A 19,360-nucleotide genomic window follows, 5' to 3' on the forward strand; every position below is an offset into this window, starting at 1 on the left:
CTCTTGCCGTGGGAGTTAGTGGAGCTGGTTAATTTCGTCGCCGTACAGCTCGTGCAGCAGGCCGTCGGTCAACTCAGAAGGATGTCCGTCAAACAGCACCTTGCCGCGCTGAATACCGATGACGCGGGTGCAGTAGTTTTTCACCAGTTCAATCGAGTGCAGGTTGACCATCACGCTGATGCCCTGCTCGCTGACCTGGCGCAGCACGTCCATGATGCGTTTGGTGTTTTTCGGGTCGAGAGAGGCTACCGGCTCATCCGCCAGCAGGATCTTCGGGTTCTGCATCAACGCACGACAAATCGCCACGCGCTGCATCTGACCACCAGACAGGTTTTCGGCGCGTTGCAGCGCCTGCGGCAGCATGTTCATCCACTGCAACAGCTCGATTGCCTGAGCGCGGTCAGCTTCGGAAAAGACTTTGAAGAAGGATTTCAGTGTCGAGGTCTGGCTGAGACGCCCCAGCAGCACGTTAGTCAACACATCGAGGCGTGGCACCAGGCAAAAGTCCTGAAAAATCATGCCGCACTCGCTGCGCCACTCACGCATCTGGCGGCTGTTCAGCGTCACCACATTGCGTTCCGCTTCGCCGCTACGCTGGGTGAGGATGGCACCCTCACTGGCTGAAATGGTGCCATTCAGCATATGTAACAATGTCGATTTGCCTGCGCCGGAGCGACCAATCACCGCCACCAGTTCCCCCGCATGCAGATCGAAACTGACATTATCCAGTACGCGGTTTTCGCCGTACGCTTTGCACAGTCCCTGCACCGACAACACCTTGTTGCCCTGCTGCAGGTGCGGAACATAAGGATTGTCGACCACGGTTTTCAGTAATGCCTGTGCCATATTCCGCTCCGTTTCATCTGAGGTGTGAATTGCCCGCTTATTACGGCCAAAGGGGATGAAGACTTGATGACAGCAAAATGATCAAACCGTAACAGCGGCGGTTGTGCTCCGCAGGGGGCCGTGCGCCAGGCGGCAGCGGTTGTGCTCTGAGAAGGTTCCGCCCGCCAGGCTTTAGGGAGTTTCAGGGCCGCCTGTGCAGGCGGACGGGCAAAGGTCCGAGGGCGCGGACCTTTGCAATCCGCGCCCTGCGGCGTCCTCGCGCAGCGCTACGCGCTGTCCCCTCGCTTATCACTCAGGCCTGACGGACCGCGCGGATTCGCCGTCCTGGCTCATGCCGCGCTCTCGCCGCATCCATGCGTCTCGTCCTGGCCTTCACTCTGCACTCGGCGCTGCGAATGCCGCCCACACCCCCGCCTGAAAACCCGCAGAAAAAAGAAAAAAGACAAAACAAACAACAAAGGAAAAAACACAGACCGGCATGGCTGTTGCAGCGGGGGTGTGAGCGCCATCCGGACTCGCTGAGCGCGGGAACGATTCCAGGATGAGCCGCAAGGATGCGGCGAAAGGCGGCGTTGAGCAGGAGCGAATCGACGCCGGTCCGTCGGAAGCGTGAGTAAGCGAAGGAATCGCGAAGCGGCGAGGAAGGCGGCGCAGGGCCGGGGAATGCAAAGGGCGCGGCCCAGGGCGCCCTTTGCTCGGTCGCCGCACCGGCGAACTGAAACTGCCTTAGCCAGAAGCGAACGAAACCTGCTCGTGGCGAATGTCTCCACGCGATAAATCGCGCCATTACGCCAGCAATTGCCGTAACTGAGCGAGCGTATCCGCCAGCGCACCATCGTTATTGAGCGGCAAGCTGTGGGCCGGGAGCGGCTCAGCGGCGCGGGCCAGACGGCGGGCGATCTCCGCCTCGCTTTCGCGCCCCCGCTGCCGCAGACGCGCCGCCAGCACCTCGGGTGACACCTGCAACACCAGCGGCAGCAGCTGGCTGCCGTAGCGTTGCTGCGCCACCGGCAGATGCAGACGCGAACCATTGACCAGCACGTTAAGACCGCGTGCCAGCCAGTGGTCGATTTCCTCACCCAGACCATAGCTGAGACCGTGCGCCTGCCAGCTGAGAGCAAATAACCCGAGCGCCTCACGCCGCCGAAACTCGGCTTCGCTCAGCGCCACATGGTTTTCCCCCCCGGCATCTGCCGGACGGGTAATGTAGCGATGGGCGATCACCAGACGCTCTGGCGGTGCTTCACGCAGCGCGTTGAGCAGGCTGTCTTTCCCCGAGCCGGATGGCCCGGTCAGCCAAATCAGGCGCGCCATCAGAACACCAGCCTGCCCTGCGACCACACATGACGAATATGCGGATGACCATGATCGGTGTGCGCCAGTACCAGGTCAGCACGCAGTCCTTCAGCGATGATGCCACGATCCTGCAAGCCGATGGCCCGCGCCGGATTACGTGTCACCAGCGCCACCGCTTGCGGCAGTTCCAGCGTGTTGCGTTCATCCGCCGTTAAGCGGAATACCGCATCCAGCAGGCTGGCCGGGTAGTAATCCGAGGAGAGGATATCCAGCAGACCGGCACTCGCCAGTTCCCAGGCTGCCACGTTGCCGGAGTGCGAACCGCCGCGCACGATATTGGGCGCGCCCATCAGCACCTGCATACCGCAGGCACGCGAGGCGGCTGCCGCTTCCAGCGTGGTGGGGAATTCAGCAATCGCACTGCCGACGTCATGAGATTCGGCAACGTGCGCCGCGGTGGCATCATCATGGCTGGCAATCGGAATGCCGCGCGCCCGGCACATCGCCGCAATGGCGTTGCGGTTCGGCTGTGACCATTCGGCCGCCAGCGCCAGCTGTTCGCGTTCAAACTCGTCCATCTGCGCGTCATTGAGCTGATATTTGCCCTGATAATAATCGCGGTACTTCTCCAGCGAGGCGTACTGACGCTGGCCTGGCGAGTGATCCATCAGCGACACCAGCGACAGTTCCGGCGTGCTTACCAGCGCTTCAAACAGCGTCAGCGTGGTGTGATAAGGCAGTTCACAGCGCAGATGCAGCTGGTGATCGACGCGGTTCAGCCCTTTGCGATTGCTGTCGCGGATGGCGTCGATCATCTTGTTGAGGTTATCGAGGCGATGACCGCCGTCACGCACGTCGCCCACGCCAATCGCATCCAGCACCGTGGTAATGCCGCTGGCGACCATCAGCGCATCATGGCTGCTCATGGCGGAATGGGCAGGCCAGTCCACTTTCGGACGCGGGGTGAAGAATTTATCCAGGTTGTCAGTATGCAACTCCACCAGCCCTGGCAGCAGATACGCCTGTTCGCCATCCAGCGCGCCAGGCTGCTGGCTGTTGCTGTCGCTAAAGCTGGCAATACGCCCTTCGCGGATCTCCAGCGATCCGGCCACCACTTCATTTTCCAGCACCAGTCGGACGTTATTGACGATCATGCTTCTGCTCCTGTTTGTACCGGCTGCATGACGTGCAGGCGATCGGCCACGCGACTGCGCACCGCTTCGTCATGAAAAATACCTACGATGGCCGCACCCCGGGCGCGCGCCTGCTCAATCAGTTCCACCACCGCCGCGCTATTGGCGTTATCGAGGGAGGCGGTCGGTTCATCCAGCAGCAGCACCGGATAGTCAGCGATAAAGCCGCGCGCGATATTGACGCGCTGCTGCTCACCGCCGGAGAAAGTTGACGGTGCCAGCGACCACAGGCGTTGCGGCACATTCAGGCGCGTCAGCAGCTCTTTGGCGCGTTTCTCACAGAAGGCGCGTTCCACGCCACGCTCCAGCAGCGGCTGCATCACGATCTCCAGCGTCGGCACACGCGGGATGACGCGCAGAAACTGACTGACCCAGCCAATGGTATTGCGGCGAATGGCGAGGATCTGACGCGCCGGTGCCTGCGCCATATCGATCCATTCCCCGTCATGTTGCAGCCAGATATGGCCGCTGTTGGCCTGATAGTTGCCGTACAGCGCGCGCAGCAGCGTTGATTTGCCGCTACCGGAGCGGCCATGCAGCACCACACATTCGCCCGCGTTGACTTCCAGACTGGCGTCCTGCAACACCGGCAGCGCCACGCCGCTCTGGTTGTGCAGCACAAAGGTCTTACACAGCTTCTCCACGCGCAATTGCGTATTCATGGTTAACTCCGCCATTAGTTGAGCACCGAAGAGACCAGCAGTTGTGTATAAGGGTGATGCGGATCGTCCAGCACCCGATCGGTGAGGCCGCTTTCCACTACCCTGCCCTGTTTCATCACCAGCAGACGATGCGCCAGCAGGCGTGCCACGCCGAGATCGTGGGTGACAATCACCACCGCCAGATTAAGTTCGCGTACCAGGGTGCGCAGCAAATCCAGCAGACGTGCCTGCACGGATACATCCAGCCCACCGGTAGGTTCATCCATAAACACCAGCGACGGTTGGGTGACGAGGTTGCGCGCAATCTGCAAACGCTGCTGCATCCCGCCAGAGAAGGTGGTTGGCAGGTCGTCGATACGACCCGCCGGGATCTCCACATCCTGCAACCAGCGCATTGCCTCCGCGCGGATATTGCCGTAATGGCGCTGTCCAACCGCCATTAAACGCTCGCCGATATTGCCGCCTGCCGTCACCTGCGGACGCAGGCCGTCAAGCGGATGCTGATGGACCACGCCCCACTCGGTGCGCAGCAGGCGACGCCGGTCGCTCTCGCTCAGCTGGTACAGGTCCTGATTGCGATAAATAATGTTGCCCTGCTGTGGCGCTAAGCGTGCCGACAGGCTGCGCAGCAGCGTGGTTTTGCCGGAACCGGATTCGCCGACAATCCCCAGCACTTCGCCGGGATAAAGTTCAAAACTGACCTCCTCAAAGCCTTTGCCAGGCGCGTAAAGGTGAGTGAGGTTATTGACCGCAAGCAGCGGCTGTTCACTGTGCATGCTGTTGTTCCTGCTGCTGGTGGCAAAAATCGGTATCGGAGCAGACAAACATGCGCGTACCGGCGTCATCCATCACCACTTCATCGAGATAGCTGTGACGTGAACCGCACAGCGCACAGGGTTGATCCCACTGTTGTACGCTGAACGGGTGATCGTCGAAGTCGAGGCTTTCCACTTTGGTATACGGCGGCAGCGCATAGATGCGTTTCTCACGCCCGGCACCAAACAATTGCAGCGCGGGCATCATATGCATCTTCGGGTTGTCGAATTTGGGGATCGGTGAGGGGTCCATCACATAGCGATCGTTGACCTTCACCGGGTAGGCGTAAGTGGTGGCGATATGGCCGTAGCGGGCGATATCTTCATACAGTTTCACCTGCATGATGCCGTACTCTTCCAGCGCGTGCATGGTGCGGGTTTCGGTCTCACGCGGTTCGATAAAACGCAGCGGTTCCGGAATCGGCACCTGAAAAATCAGCACCTGATCTTCCTCCAGCGGCGTTTCCGGGATGCGGTGGCGTGTCTGGATCAGCGTGGCATCCACGGTGCGTTCCGTGGTGGCCGCACCGCTGACACGCTGGAAGAAGCGACGGATCGACACCGCGTTGGTGGTATCGTCTGCGCCCTGGTCAATCACCTTCAGCACGTCCTGATCGCCAATGATGCTGGCGGTGATCTGAATCCCGCCAGTGCCCCAGCCATAGGGCATCGGCATTTCGCGTCCGGCAAACGGCACCTGATAACCGGGAATGGCAACCGCTTTGAGGATGGCGCGGCGGATGGTGCGTTTGGTTTGCTCATCCAGATAGCCGCTGTTATAACCGCTCAGTTCACTCATCATTCTGCTCCTGCTGCTGTTGGCGCAGCCGCTTGAGCAGCTCCAGCTCCGCCTGGAAATCGACGTAGTGCGGCAACTTCAGGTGCGAGACAAAGCCCGCGGCTTCAACGTTGTCGGCGTGGGCCAGCACAAACTCTTCGTCCTGCGCCGGGCTGGTGATGCGTTCCTGGTACTCGCGGGTTTGCAGCGCGCGATCCACCAGCGCCATCGCCATCGCTTTACGCTCGGTACGGCCAAATACCAGGCCGTAACCACGGGTAAATTGCGGTGGGTTATCGTCCTGAGAGGCGAAGCCGTTGACCATCTCACATTCGGTCAGCAGGATTTCGCCAATCTCAATCTCGAAACCCAGTTCTTCCGGGCAGATGGCGACGCTGAGATAGCCAGTGCGGATCTCACCGGCGAACGGATGGTTGCGGCCATAACCACGCTGGGTCGAATAGCCCAGCGCCAGCAGAAAACCTTCATCACCGCGCACCAGCTGTTGCAGACGCGCGGCGCGCGAGGCCGGAAATGATGGCGGTTCACGGGTGATGTCACACGGCTCGCTGCCATCATCTTCCTCACGCGTGGCCAGCCCTTCGGCGGTCATCATGCTGAACATATGCGGACAATGCTGCGGCAGCGCCTGGTCGTCACGCGCGGCTGACGGAGTTTCACCGTTCGCCAGCAGGGTGAAATCCAGCAGGCGGTGGCTGTAATCATAGGTCGGGCCAAGTACCTGGCCGCCGGGCAGATCTTTGTACACTGCCGAAATACGACGCTCGATACGCATCGCATCGGTGTCTAACGCCAGGCTGTCCGCCAGGCGTGGCAACGTGGTGCGATAGGCGCGCAGCAGGAAAATCGCTTCCACCAAATCGCCACTCGCCTGCTTGATGGCCAGCGCCGCCAGCTGTGGATCATAGATGCCGCCTTCGGTCATCACGCGGTCCACTGCCAGCCCCAGCTGTTCAGCCAACTGGTCACATTGCAGTTCCGCCAGCGCACGATCGCCACGACGTAAATCGGCCTGTAATTGATGGGCGCTGGCTATCGCCTTTTCGCCCCCTTTCACCGCCACGTACATCAGCACACCTCCACGTCAGTGGTACGCGGCAACGCCATCATCGCTTCGCCACAGGTGAAAATCAGATCGACGCCCTGCGGGAACGGATGCGGGCGTTCACGCAGATAATGAAGAATCGCCGCAGGCAGCTGGGGGGCGATGGCACGCGGTTCACGCAGGCCCGGCCCGGACAGACGCAGCGTCAGACCACCATTGAGCGACGGCACTTCAATAATCAGCGTGGTGCTTTTTTCCGGTGACAGGTTGTCACCGGCTGCGAAATGCGCCGGATCAGGGTTGGCGCTGGCATGGGTCAGGGCAAAGGGAGCATCGCGCTCGCTGACAATCGGTACACCGGTATGGAAACGCAGGTTGCTGCGCAGGATCTCGTTATCAATCTTCTCATCCAGCCACAGGGCACTTTCCTGATCGACCAGCGTCAGCAGCACCGCAGTGGCCGCCGGTGACAGATCGCCCCAGCCCTGCGCCAGCGGCAATGCCACCATCACGCCCGGCTCACTCATCGCTTTCAGAATGCGACGGAAAGCGCGCTGCGCATCAGCCACCGGATGGTTAAAACTTGCCAGTAATGTCATCAGTTATCTCCGCGAACCAGCGTAAAGAAATCCACTTTGGAGCTGGCGATTTCGCGTGCGCGCAGCTGACGCTGCTCTTCACGCAGGGCCGCCAGCGGGGCAATTATTTTTTCTTCGATCAGCGCCTGGGTTTCCGGCTGCTGTAATAAGGCATCGATCAAGGCGCAACGCTCGGCATGGGCTTTATCGCGTCCCAGCACATAGCTGAACCCGAGGGTGCCATCGTGCAGTTTCACCACTGCACGCGTCACCGTGGCATCGCCCATCACAAAGCGCTTGCCACTGCCCCCCATGCGCGCCTGCAAACGGGTCAAACCGGTTTCCGCCGGACGCACCCGCTCAAAGCTCGGGTTGAGACGGAGCGGGTGCCAGTGCGCGTCAAGCTGGCTGGCTTCGCTGTGAGCCAGCACCGACATCCAGTGCTGACGGGCCGTAGGTTGTTTCATTAGTGCTCCAGGGTCAGTTCAATCATGTCGCCACGCGTCAGGCTGACGGAGTATTCCGCTACCTGGCCGTCGCTGTTTTTATTCAGGGTGCGTACGCACAGCACCGGCGACTGCAAAGCAATCTCCAGCTGCTGGCACTCTTTGGCCTGCGCACGGCGGGTGCTGATACGGGTCTGCGCGCGGGTCAGTTGCAGACCGGTGTGCTGCTGTAAATAGTCGTGCAGCGAACCGCTGTGAAACTGTTGCAGCGCTGGCCACCAGCTCAGCTCAGACAGGTAATGGTTGATGACGCAGACCGGTACGCCGTTAACGCGACGCAGGGTACGCAAATGAATAACGTTATCCCCTTCTCTGATGCCAAGGGCGCTGGCGACGTCACTGCTGGCAGGACGCAGCACCGCCAGCAGACGCTCGCTGGTGGGATGGCTACCCTGCTCCAGCAGGTTCTGACTGAAGCGGGCCTGCGCGTGCAGTGGATAGTCATACGGACGCATCAACACCAGGATGCCGACGCCATGACGCCGTTGTAGCAGCCCTTTGTTAACCAGCTCGTCTACCGCACGGCGCAGCGTGTGGCGATTGACTTCATAATGTGCCGCCAGCTGTTGTTCGGAAGGCAAGTAATCGCCGCAGCGATAGCGTTCCTGTAGCGCCTGCTCCAGTTGGGCGGCGACCGCCTGATATACAGTGGTCGGATGTCTGGATATCTCCATCACCATCAATACCTCGCTCGCGTAAGGTTGTGGAATCGCAGCCAGAGGTGCTGCGGGATGGCGACTACCTTGACGCAGGCAAATGACAAATCCGTGACGCCTCAGTGACGTGCTGATGAATTTGCTTTAAGGCAGCAGGATGCGAGTGATTCAGGTGGGAATTTAATAAAAAATTTTTAACTGTTGCCTTTGTGACATTGTTCAAAAAAATATCGGTCATTTTCATCACATTTACGCTTCCCTTGCGTAATGCAGCTTTCCTGACTTCTGCTAAGTTAGAACATGACTCCTCCTTGTTACGCGACCTATAAAATGATTAATACAATCAAACTGTCAGACGGTTTTCGGCGCAATTTTGTGCGTGAAGTGATCCTGCCGTTAGTGGCGATTCTGGTGCTGACCTTTGCCGGTGCCGGTGCTGGCCTGTTCTGGGGCACCCGGCTGACCAATAACGAAGCGCAGGAACAGCAGCAACGCATGATCGAGGCCTCATTTGAACAAAGCCTGGCGGAGCATTTGCGCCAGCTGCGCAGCCTGACGCGCTGGACACCGCTGGCTAATCAGCTGGATTTATCGCAACCGGATCAGAGCTGGCTGGATGAGAACGTCGGCAGCTGGTTGTATGAAATGTTCGACCATGAGCTGGTATTGATACTGGGGCAGGATAATCAGCGGGTTGAGGTGTGGCGTAATGGCCAGCAGGTGCCGGATCGCCAGGTGGGGCCACAGGTACAGGCGATGCTCGACAGCACGCTGCTGCGTGTCGGTGATCATCCCGCCGATCGCGCTGATTTTGTGCGCATTGGCGACCGCGCCGCCTCAATCGCGGTGGGTGACATCAGCCGTGATGCCAGTCAGACGGGACACTATCGGCTGGTGAGCGTGAAATATCTCGACGACGGTTATCTGAACCGGCTGGCGACGCGCAGCCAGCTGCGGCAGTTGCATTTCAGCGGCAGCACACCGCAGCCCAATGACCGGGCGCATTATCTGCTGAACTCGCAACAAGGCGACCCGGTGGGCTATATCAGCTGGGAGCCAGACCGCCCCGGCGCGCAGATGTTGCGCACCATCGGCCCGTCCACCCTGCTGTCAGTGCTGATGATTACCCTGGTGTGCCTGTTTATGGTCCGGCGTATCTGGACCTCATCACTGAATCTGTCGCAATCCCTGCTCAGGCTGGGGGCCAGCGAAGCGCAGGCGCAGCATCTGGCGTTTCATGATGTGCTCACCGGCCTGCCCAACCGGTCGCTGGTGGAGGACCGGCTCAGCCAGGCGCTGGCGATGGCGGCACGTTATGACCACCGCGTGGCGTTGTTGCTGATCGATCTCGATCGTTTTAAAAACATCAATGATACCTACGGCCACCACGCGGGCGATGATTTGATTATCGAAGTCGGGCATCGGCTGACCGGTCTGGTGCGCGCCAGCGATACCGTTGGCCGCATCGGTGGAGATGAATTCATTATCGTGATGCCGGATGTGGAAAATATCGGCCAGGTGCAAACAGTGGCGAAACGCATCATCGGCGCGCTGAGTGAACCTTACCATTTGTTCGGCAGTGAAGCCTGGATTGGGGCCAGTATCGGCCTGGCACTGGCACCAAAAGATGGGCTGGATCGCCAGGAATTGATGCGCAAAGCGGATATCGCGTTGTATGAAGCGAAAAACGGCGGACGCGGTCAGTATCGCCAGTTTGAGCGGGCGATGGATGAATCGCTGCGCACCCGCCAGCAAATCGCCGCCGATCTGCGCCAGGCGTTGTTGCATTACGACGGTCTGGCGGTGTGGTATCAACCCTTAATGGAGATCAGTGGCCAGCGTGTGGTGGGGGTGGAAGCGCTGTTACGCTGGCAGCATCCCACCCGTGGCGAGGTGGTTCCCGGCGAGTTTATTGCTATCGCGGAAGAGACCGGGCTGATTATCCCACTCGGCGAGTGGGTGCTGCGCGAAGCCTGCAAAACCTCGCTACGCATGCCGCAGTTGATCGTCGCCGTTAACGTTTCGCCAGTACAGTTCCGCGCCAGTGGCTTTGTCGAGCGGATGATTGATATCGTGCAGTCCGAGGGGGCCGATCCGCAGCGCATGGAGCTGGAAATCACCGAAGGGGTGTTGATCGAGGATGAGCATGAGGCACGCAACAACATCATCGCGTTACGCAATGCCGGTTTCCGCATCGCGCTGGATGATTTCGGCACCGGCTATTCCAGCCTGAATTACCTCAGCACTTTCCCGGTGGACAAAATCAAGATCGACCGCTCCTTTACGCAGTCATTAGGGGTGGCGCAGAATTCGGCGGCGATTATTGAATCGGTGGTGCGCCTCGGCCACGCCATGGGGTTAATGGTCACCGCCGAAGGGGTGGAAACCGAAGGCCAGATGAGCGCGCTGGCCGACGCCGGCTGTAATCAATTGCAGGGTTATCTGTTCAGCCAGGCCGTGCCGATCGAGGAAATTGAAAGGATGGTGTGAGGGTTAATTGCGCGATAAATCACAAAACATTGCGCGATAAATCGCGCCGCTACGGCAACGTGCATATTTTTTGTAGCGGCGCGATTTATCGCGCGGTAGTTATCAATATTTACTGGAATCTGCCACGCAGAATGGCAAGCAAACAATGGACTGCCACGTTGTTTCTGACAGCATGCTCCGGCAACAAGGAGGTCAACATGCCACGTCGAAAAAACCTGCGCTTACCAGATTATGACTACTGCACAATGGGTGCTTATTTTATTACCCTGGTCACTCGTTTACGCACGCCATTATTTGGTCATATCATGAATACCCGATTAATCAGTAGCCGCCTGGGCGATATTGCCGGGCATGAATGGAAGGCTTTGCCCTCGCGTATTCCCGGGTTAACGCTGGATGCATTCGTTCTGATGCCGAACCATCTGCATGGCATCCTGTGGCTGGGAGAAAACAAACACTGTCCGCTGTCACGCATTATTGCGTTATATAAAGCAGGGGTAACCCGGCGCTGCGGACAAAAAATCTGGCAATTTAATTTCTATGAGCGAGTCATTCGTGACGAGCGGGAATTGTATTTTGTGCGGCAATATATTGAGCAAAACCCGTTACGCTGGGAGTTGGATCGTTATTTTTTATAATTCCGTGACAAACCGCAAAAACATTGCGCGATAAATCGCGCCGCTACGGCAACGTGTATATTTTTTGTAGCGGCGCGATTTATCGCGCGAAATATTAAATATTATTGCGGAAAATCCGTATCAACCGAAGTTTGTTTCCATGCCTCGACCTGCGCCAGCCGTTCTTTCAGTTTGTTGGTCACCGCGTCATAGCCCCAGGCCCCCATCACCAGATGACGCGGTGGGTTGGGGTTTTCGGTGATGGCAATCATCGCGCTGGCGGCGCGTGCCGGATCGCCCGCCTGGGTGCCGCTGTATTCAGAGGTCGCTTTCATACGCGCAGCGGCGGTTTCGGCATACTCCGGCAGCTTGCTCGGCGTCTGATGCAATGAACGCCCTGCCCAGTCGGTACGGAACGGGCCGGGTTCGACGCAGGTGACGTGAATACCCAGCGGGGCGGTTTCCAGCGCCAGTGAATCGGACCAGCCCTCCACCGCGTGTTTGCTGGCGGAGTAATAACCCGAGCTGGCAAACCCCATAAATCCGGCCACTGAGGTGATATTGATAATGTGCCCGCTGCGTGCCTGACGCATCGCTGGCAGGATGGCGCGGGTCAGCGCAAATAAACCAAACACGTTGGCATCAAACTGGGCACGAATTTCCTGATCCTCGCCCTCTTCTATCGAACTCTGATAACCGTATCCGGCGTTGTTGACCAGCACATCAATGGTGCCGAACGTTGCCAGCGCTTTGGCTACGGCAGCATCAATGCTGGCCTGCTGCGTGACATCCAGCGCCACCGCCAGCGCATTGCTGTGCCCTTCAACCAGATCCTGCACTTTCCCCGGATCGCGTGCCGTCACCACGGTATGGAAACCACGCGCAATCGCCTGCTGCGCCAGTTCACGACCAAAGCCGGTGGAGCAGCCGGAAATAAACCATACGGGATGTTTTGCTGTTGCCATGCTGAGACTCTCCTGAAAAGATCAGACGCCCGATGGACACGCCATCGGGCAAAGAGGTTAAGCCTGGCAGGAAAGCCGCAACGGTTTTAGCGTGTTGTGCGTCATCAAACCATCATCGCCGGATAACGCTGGCGCAACTGGCTGAAGATGGCGTGCATCTGCGCCGCCATGCCCGTCTCTGGCTGGCTATCCGCTGCCACTGCCTTAAACACCTGATGCTTAAGAAAATGACGCCAGCCGACCGGTGCCGCCGCCAGGAAGGCGGTCAGCAGTTGATAACGTTGCGGTGTCCATACCGCTTCAAACGCGTCACGCGCCGCACCGTGATCAAAGTGTCCGGCAGCAGGCTGGCGCATGGCGTGACGCAGTTCAGCGGTCATGACCTCGTCAACCTGGTCATTGACGATCGCCACACCATATTGCTCACGGGCCGCCGCCAGACTGACGAAGCCGCAGCGCACATCCCGCAGCACCGCCTGCACATCACGATCCACTGCCAAGCCGTAGCCCCCCGCTCCCGGACCACACACCTCGACCACATCCCCCGGCTGGCAACGAATCACATCGGTGTTGCCATGTTCGAGGGTGTCACCGTCACGCAGGGTGCGGAAGTGTGACAAAGCACCCGGTGCGCCGCCGAGCACGCCCGCCGAGGCAAATACCGAACGATTACGGTTACGGGCGGTGACCAGCGTGTCCGGGGCAAAAACCTCAAACACCATCTCGCTGGCTAAGCCACCGCGATAACGTCCGGCCCCGGCGCTGTCAGGCACCAGACCATAGCGATGGAAATGGATCGGCACTTCCGCTTCGTTGATCTCAATCGGCGTGTTTTTCAGGAAGGCGGATAAACCGCCGGAGCCATCCGGGCCATCGTGACGTGGCGTACCGCCTGCTCCTCCACCCACCGGGCCGAGCGAGGCCACCACGCTGCGGTTAGCCGCATCGCTGGTGCGAATATTCATGATGGAGTTGCCACCCGGCGAATTGGCGGGCAGACGATCGGGGATCGCCTGGGAAAATACGCCGATGGTGGCGATCTGCGACAGAGCGCAGGTCAGCGAACGCATGCCCACCGCTGCTGGGGCTTCGCAGTTCATCACCGTTCCCGGCGGCAGAATGGCGCGCGTCGGGCGCAGCGTTCCCGCGTTCAGCAACAGGTTCCGGTCCAGAGTGGAGAGCACATAGGTAACGCCCACCAGCGCCAGCGGGTGACGTTCGCGTCCACCGGTTGGCATATTCAGCGAAGAAGCCAGCTGTGGATCGCTGCCGGTGTAATCCAGCTCCAGCGTTTCCCCCTGCACCCGCAGGGTGATCGCCACCCGGCACGGGAAGCCCCCTTCGCCATCCTCGTCGGCAAAGTCAGCATAGAAATATTCACCGTCGGGAATGGTGGCGATAATGCTGCGCGCCTGGCGTTCGGCATACTCCAGCATCCCGTCGATGCCCTGCAGAAAATCCACCACCCCGAAACGGGCGATAATCTCGTGGATTTTACGTTCACCGACGTTCACCGAAGCCAGCTGGGCTTTGAAGTCGCCCCAGTTCTGATCCGGCACGCGCACGTTGAGCCGCATAATGCGCGCCACTTCTTCATTTAACTCACCGTTCCGCACGATTTTCAGCGGCGGAATGCGGATACCTTCCTGCACGATATCGGTCAGGGAACGCGACAGCGAAGCCGGGACCGCGCCGCCGACATCAGTGTTGTGAATATGCCCCACCACAAAGCAGACAATTTCCCCCTGATGAAACACCGGTTTCCAGATATGGATATCCGGCGAGTGGGTTGCCACGTTGCCTGCGTAGGAATCGTTGGTGATGCAGATATCTCCCTCGTCATAATGGTCGATCAGGGCCAGCACCGGACCGTAATCAATCCCGCTATACCAGGGCGCACCAAAGCTGCGCGGTGAGGCAAACGCCAGCCCGTCCCGGCTGACAATCTGGCAGGAGAAATCTTCCGTCTCTTTGACGAAGGTGGAGTGCGCGGTGCGCATCAGGGTAAACGCCATTGCGTCGGCTGCTGCCGCGCAGTAGTTGGCGAGAATTTGCAGGTTACGTCCGTCAATCGCCATCTTAGTGCGCCTCCAGCGGAGTAATCAGTAGGTTGCCAAACTCATCTACCCGCACCTGCATGTGCGGCGGTACGCAGGTGGTGCAGTCATCCTGCGCGATAATCACCGGCCCGAGCAGTTGATGCCCGGCGCGCAGGCTGGCGCGCAGCACCACATCCACCTGATGTTCTGCCCCATCAATCCACGCGCGGGTCTGTTGCGCCACGGCTACCGGCCCGCTGGCCGCAGCCAGACGATTCAGCGTGGGTTTGGGGGTCGGCGAGGCGATCACCAGCCGCAAGTTGATGACCTGCACCGGTGCGCTGGCATCGCAATGACCAAATAGCTGTTGATGCTGGCGATCAAAGGCATCATGCAGGGCGCTGACATTGGCCTGCGCCAGCCAGGACTCCTCCAGCATCACTTCAATTTCGAACGACTGACCGCGATAGCGCATATCGGCGCTGTAGTGCAGGGTGAACGGCATTGCGGCACCATGTTGTTCACTCAGCCAGCCGCGTGCACGCAGGCTGAGCGCTTCCGCTTCCGTCGCCAGCTTATCCGCCAGCGTGGCATCCAGATCGCTGTACAAGGTGCGGATAAAATCATTGCGGATATCCGCCACCAGCCCACCCAGCGCGGACAGTACGCCTGGCGTCGGCGGCACAATCACCCCTTTCATATTCAATTCACGCGCCAGGAAGCAGCCCATCATCGGACCGGCACCACCAAAGGCAAGGAACCAGAATTCACGCGGGTCGAGGCCAAAACGCGACAGCAGGCCGCTGGTATCGCTGTACATGCTGGAAATCGCCAGTTGGATGGCGGTTTCCGCCGTCTCCTCCACCGGGATACCCAGGGTTTCCGCCAGCGGTTGCCAGGCTGCGCGCGCAGCGGCAACATCCACCCTGACGGCGTTATAACCCAGATCGCCATGACCGATCATGCCGCAGGCGGCAAACGCATCGGTAGCGGTCGGCTGCGTACCGCCACGCTGGAAACATACTGGCCCTGGCAGCGAACCGGCGCTGTCCGGCCCCATATGCAGCACACCCTGATTATCGATCCATGCCAGTGATCCGCCGCCCTGCCCGACTGATGTCACCGCCACCGAGGGGATATAGATCGGGAAATCACCGATGATTTCACCATTACCCTGTGCCACCTGGCCATCGATGATCACCGCCACATCGGCGCTGGTGCCGCCAATGTCGAGGCTAAGGATTTTGTCAAAACCACAGGCACTGGCGAGGAAGCTGGCACCAATCACGCCAGATGCGGTGCCGGACAGCACCATCTGCACGCATTCGCTTTTCGCCTGCTCCACTCCCATCACTCCGCCGTTGGATTTGGTGATCCGTGGCGGCGGCGTCACCCCCATAGTGTTCAGGGCGCGTTCAAAAGATTCGAGATAATGGATCACCATTGGCTGAACATAGGCGTTAATGGTGGCGGTGATGGTGCGTTCGTATTCACGGATGATGGGCCAGATATCTGCCGAGCAGGAAGTCAGCAGTTCGGGTGCCTGGTCATTGATAATCGCTTTCACTGCTGCTTCGTTGTGGCGATTGCGGTAGCTGTGCAGCAGCGCCACCACAATGCCCTGGCACCCTGCCGCCCGCGCGCCCGCAATCGCCGCCAGCACGCTGTCACGATCGACATCCTGCAACACGGCACCATTACGGTCGGTACGTTCTTTGATGGCAAACACCCGGTCACGGGAGATTAGCGGCTCTGGTCGGCGTGAGAACAGGTCGTGGATATGGGGTATTTTCAGACGCGCCAGCTCCAGCACATCGCAAAAACCCTCGGTAGCGAACAGCGCCAGTTTGACGCCGCGCCGCTGGATAACCGCGTTAATCCCCACCGTGGTGCCGTGGGTAAAATAGTCGATTTGCTGTGGTGCGATGCCGTCGCGTTGTTCCAGCTGCGCCAGCCCGGTAAGAATTTCACTGCCGGGCTGATCCGGGCGCGACAACACTTTCAAGGTGTGAATCTGATTCGTTTGCTCGTTCAGGACGGCGAAATCAGTAAAGGAGCCGCCAATATCTACGCCAACGCGGTAACCCATGGTGTTTTCCCATTATCAGGAGATCGGAAATTCCATCAGCTTGTGCGGATCCTGCACCACACGCCAGCCGAGGCGCTGGTACAGCTGATGGGCATCATTCGTCGAAAGCATCCAGCGGCGCACCGTTTGTAACTCCGGGTGCTCCCGCACACAGGTCGCCAGCCAGCTACCAAGGCCGTGGCCGCGCCAGTTTTCATCAATGATGACGTCACACAGCCAGCCGAAGCGGGTGTAGTCAGTCACCAGCCGGGCAAAGCCAATTTGTTGATTGTGATGATAGAGGCCAAACGGCAGCGATCCGGCAATCGAGCGCTCGGTTTTCGCCCGCGGCTGTCCCTTTGCCCAGTACGAACGCACCGCCAACTGGTCATGAATCCAGTCAATATCCAGGCGCTGACGTTCGGTGGAGAGAGTGAAGTCATCGCGCTGCCACTGCTGAGCGGGGATGGTTAAGGCGTCCATGACAACTCCTTGTAAAGTGGTGAATTGAGTTTAGAGGCGTTGGGGCAAGCATAACGGCTGAAGCCGGAGCCTGAACAACTAAGATAAAGGGAATTTTGTACGATGGAGAAATTTTATGCTGTGGGGGTGGATTGCGCGATAAATCGCGCCGCTACGCCAGCGTGCAGTCATTTGTAGCGGCGCGATTTATCGCGCGAATTTAAGCAACAGCGGCAAGGCGCAACTACACGCCAAATTCCACCGAATTCTGTTTCGCGATCAGCGACCTCAACGGCACACTACTTTTCATAATCGGCGACTTAATCACGATATAACTGAAATACTTATCGATGCCGATTTGCGCATCCAGCATCTTCTCAATCACTTCCTGGTAATGTTCAATGCTGCGGGTAATAAAACGCAGCAAATAGTCATATCCGCCGGTGATCAGATGGCACTCCATCAACTCATCCACATCACGTACCGCGTTTTCGAATTTCATAAAATCTTCGCGGCGATGGCCGGACAGGGTCACTTCGGTAAACACCGTCACCGAGTCGGTAATTTTGGTGAGATTGATATGCGCTTCATAACCGGTGATAAAACCCGCCTGCTCCAGACGTTTCACCCGTTGCAGGCAGGGGCTGGGTGAAAGTCCAACGGCGTCGGCCAGGTTGACGTTGCTGATACGGCCATCTTTTTGTAGTTGCACCAGGATGTTGATATCGATGCGGTCGAGTTTCATTAAGCCGTTCATAGCACCCCTCATTGTTGACCAACTGTGCAGGTTATCCCGATGGTATATCACGCTTTAATGTGGCTGCGCCAGCACTGACGCACGCCACGATTTTCGGGAAGCCTGAGAATAATTTCAGCAATATCAATGAGGAAGCCGGATTTATCCGAGTCGGCCGCTGGCGCGTGCCAGCGCGATATCAAAGATATGCAGCGCTTCTTCCAGCTGCGAATCCGTCGTCACCAGCGGTGCCAGGAAGCGGATGGTGCTGCGGTGCAGACCACATTTAATCAGCAACAATCCTTCCTGGCAGGCGCAGTCGAGGATCTTCTGCGTCATCACCGCGTCAGGACGTTTGGTTTCGAAGTCGATAATTTCGACCGCCTGCATAAAACCGACGCCGCGCACATCGCCGATACAGGCATATTTTTCCGCCAGCTGTTGCAGATGCGCATTGAGCTTGTCACCCAATTGATTGCTGCGCGCCAGCAGGTTGTCGTTTTCCAGCAGATCAAGCACCGCCAGTGCCGCCGCACAGCCCAGCGCATTGCCGCCATAGGTGCCGCCCAGCCCACCCGGTAACGGTGCATCCATCATCGCCGCTTTACCGACTACGCCGGAGATGGGCAGACCGCCACCGAGGCTTTTCGCCACCGTGATCAGGTCCGGGGTGATACCTGAATGCTGGAAGGCGAACATTTTGCCGGTACGACCAAAACCGGTCTGCACTTCATCACAAATCAGCAAAATGCCGTGCTTCTCGGTGACACGACGCAAAGCCTGCATAAAGCTGGCCCCGGCAGGCAGGAAACCGCCATCGCCCTGCACCGGTTCGATGATGATCGCGGCAACGCGTTCCGGCGCAATCTGCACCGCAAACAATTGATCCAGCGCTTGCAGACAATCTTCATCACTCACGCCATAAAACGCGTTCGGGAACGGCAGGCGATACACCTCGCCAGGGAATGGACCAAAATTCTGTTTGTAAGGCTGACTCATCCCGGTCAGGGTACAACCCAGCAGGGTGCGGCCATGGAACGCACCGTCAAAGGCGATGATGCCGGAGCGCTGGGTATGGGCACGGGCAATTTTCACCGCATTTTCTACCGCCTCCGCGCCGCTGGTGAAAAACACGCTTTTGAACGGCTGACCATTACCTACCAGTTGATTCAGACGCTGTGCCAGCTCGATATAACCCGGATAGGCCACCACCTGGAAACAGGCGTGCGACACCAGCCCCAGCTGGCGGGTGACGGCATTCACCACCGCCGGATGGTTATGGCCGACATTAAGGACACCAATGCCGCCGACGAAATCAAGGTAGCGATTGCCCTCCACGTCCCACACTTCGCTGCCTTTTGCCCGCTCGATCACCAGCGGATGCGCGGTGACTACGCCACGCGGCACATGCTGCTCACGCGCGTCCAGTAACAGGCTGTTATCGGAATATGTTTGCTGCTCCGCCATGACATTCTGCATTTTTAACCCTCATCCACGTAACGTTCGGTTGGCTCAAGTATCGCAACCCGTTGGTTTCTCACGCTGCCGTAATTGCCGGAGCAGCGGCATTTCCTGTCAAAATCGTCA

The 19,360-nt window shown here is 58.7% G+C and carries 18 protein-coding genes; 2 read left to right on the forward strand and 16 right to left on the reverse strand.

Annotated features, from left to right (window positions below):
* Nucleotides 1-15: 15 nt before the first annotated feature.
* The 10 genes from phnC to phnF all read right to left on the reverse strand — a co-directional run bounded on the left by phnC (nt 16) and on the right by phnF (nt 8,414).
* The gene (gene phnC, locus HA50_RS12135) at nt 16-846 is read right to left on the reverse strand and encodes a phosphonate ABC transporter ATP-binding protein (protein WP_084875746.1); all 831 of its coding nucleotides are present in this window, start codon (nt 844-846) and stop codon (nt 16-18) included.
* Between the two features lie 786 nt (nt 847-1,632).
* On the reverse strand, nt 1,633-2,160 hold the full coding sequence (gene phnN / locus HA50_RS12140; protein WP_084875748.1) for a ribose 1,5-bisphosphokinase: 528 nt from the start codon (nt 2,158-2,160) through the stop codon (nt 1,633-1,635).
* Entirely contained in the window at nt 2,160-3,296 is a 1,137-nt protein-coding gene (gene phnM / locus HA50_RS12145; protein ID WP_084875750.1) for an alpha-D-ribose 1-methylphosphonate 5-triphosphate diphosphatase, read from the reverse strand. Before phnM ends, phnN begins: the two co-directional genes overlap by 1 nt.
* Complete coding sequence (gene phnL, locus HA50_RS12150; protein WP_244193574.1) at nt 3,293-3,997, reverse strand: phosphonate C-P lyase system protein PhnL; 705 nt, start codon at nt 3,995-3,997, stop codon at nt 3,293-3,295. The genes phnM and phnL overlap by 4 nt, the downstream gene beginning before the upstream one ends.
* Nucleotides 3,998-4,011: 14 nt before the next feature.
* Nucleotides 4,012-4,773: a phosphonate C-P lyase system protein PhnK gene (phnK, locus tag HA50_RS12155; RefSeq protein WP_084875754.1), complete on the reverse strand. Its 762-nt coding sequence runs from the start codon at nt 4,771-4,773 to the stop codon at nt 4,012-4,014.
* Nucleotides 4,763-5,611 (reverse strand): alpha-D-ribose 1-methylphosphonate 5-phosphate C-P-lyase PhnJ, encoded by an 849-nt coding sequence (locus HA50_RS12160; RefSeq protein WP_084875755.1) that lies wholly within the window; start codon nt 5,609-5,611, stop codon nt 4,763-4,765. The genes phnK and HA50_RS12160 overlap by 11 nt, the downstream gene beginning before the upstream one ends.
* The gene (locus HA50_RS12165) at nt 5,604-6,680 is read right to left on the reverse strand and encodes a carbon-phosphorus lyase complex subunit (RefSeq protein ID WP_084875758.1); all 1,077 of its coding nucleotides are present in this window, start codon (nt 6,678-6,680) and stop codon (nt 5,604-5,606) included. The genes HA50_RS12160 and HA50_RS12165 overlap by 8 nt, the downstream gene beginning before the upstream one ends.
* Complete coding sequence (gene phnH, locus HA50_RS12170; RefSeq protein WP_084875760.1) at nt 6,680-7,255, reverse strand: phosphonate C-P lyase system protein PhnH; 576 nt, start codon at nt 7,253-7,255, stop codon at nt 6,680-6,682. Before phnH ends, HA50_RS12165 begins: the two co-directional genes overlap by 1 nt.
* On the reverse strand, nt 7,255-7,701 hold the full coding sequence (phnG, locus tag HA50_RS12175; protein ID WP_084875762.1) for a phosphonate C-P lyase system protein PhnG: 447 nt from the start codon (nt 7,699-7,701) through the stop codon (nt 7,255-7,257). Before phnG ends, phnH begins: the two co-directional genes overlap by 1 nt.
* Complete coding sequence (gene phnF / locus HA50_RS12180; RefSeq protein WP_084878503.1) at nt 7,701-8,414, reverse strand: phosphonate metabolism transcriptional regulator PhnF; 714 nt, start codon at nt 8,412-8,414, stop codon at nt 7,701-7,703. The genes phnG and phnF overlap by 1 nt, the downstream gene beginning before the upstream one ends.
* Before the next feature lie 312 nt (nt 8,415-8,726).
* On the opposite strand from phnF, the gene HA50_RS12185 reads away from it, so the two are divergent.
* Both HA50_RS12185 and HA50_RS12190 read left to right on the forward strand, forming a co-directional pair.
* Entirely contained in the window at nt 8,727-10,886 is a 2,160-nt protein-coding gene (locus tag HA50_RS12185; RefSeq protein ID WP_084875764.1) for a putative bifunctional diguanylate cyclase/phosphodiesterase, read from the forward strand.
* Between the two features lie 197 nt (nt 10,887-11,083).
* Nucleotides 11,084-11,524, forward strand: a complete 441-nt coding sequence (locus HA50_RS12190; RefSeq protein WP_084875766.1) for a transposase — start codon at nt 11,084-11,086, stop codon at nt 11,522-11,524.
* 101 nt (nt 11,525-11,625) lie between these two features.
* Here the strand turns inward: HA50_RS12190 and HA50_RS12195 are convergent, their stop codons facing one another.
* From HA50_RS12195 to gabT, 6 genes are all read right to left on the reverse strand, one after another.
* The gene (locus tag HA50_RS12195; protein WP_084875768.1) at nt 11,626-12,468 is read right to left on the reverse strand and encodes an oxidoreductase; all 843 of its coding nucleotides are present in this window, start codon (nt 12,466-12,468) and stop codon (nt 11,626-11,628) included.
* 104 nt (nt 12,469-12,572) lie between these two features.
* Nucleotides 12,573-14,546 carry a hydantoinase B/oxoprolinase family protein gene (locus HA50_RS12200; RefSeq protein ID WP_084875770.1) on the reverse strand — a complete coding sequence of 658 codons (1,974 nt, stop codon included), beginning with the start codon at nt 14,544-14,546 and terminating at the stop codon, nt 12,573-12,575.
* A gap of 1 nt (nt 14,547) precedes the next feature.
* Nucleotides 14,548-16,596: a hydantoinase/oxoprolinase family protein gene (locus HA50_RS12205; protein ID WP_084875772.1), complete on the reverse strand. Its 2,049-nt coding sequence runs from the start codon at nt 16,594-16,596 to the stop codon at nt 14,548-14,550.
* Between the two features lie 15 nt (nt 16,597-16,611).
* Entirely contained in the window at nt 16,612-17,058 is a 447-nt protein-coding gene (locus HA50_RS12210) for a GNAT family N-acetyltransferase (RefSeq protein ID WP_084875774.1), read from the reverse strand.
* A 223-nt stretch (nt 17,059-17,281) separates the two neighbouring features.
* The gene (locus HA50_RS12215; RefSeq protein WP_021182786.1) at nt 17,282-17,794 is read right to left on the reverse strand and encodes an Lrp/AsnC family transcriptional regulator; all 513 of its coding nucleotides are present in this window, start codon (nt 17,792-17,794) and stop codon (nt 17,282-17,284) included.
* 141 nt (nt 17,795-17,935) lie between these two features.
* Nucleotides 17,936-19,252, reverse strand: coding sequence for a 4-aminobutyrate--2-oxoglutarate transaminase (gabT, locus tag HA50_RS12220; RefSeq protein ID WP_084875776.1), 1,317 nt, complete (start codon nt 19,250-19,252; stop codon nt 17,936-17,938).
* Nucleotides 19,253-19,360 lie beyond the last annotated feature (108 nt).

Origin of the sequence: Pantoea cypripedii, from assembly GCF_002095535.1 — a bacterium.
Lineage (GTDB): Bacteria > Pseudomonadota > Gammaproteobacteria > Enterobacterales > Enterobacteriaceae > Pantoea > Pantoea cypripedii.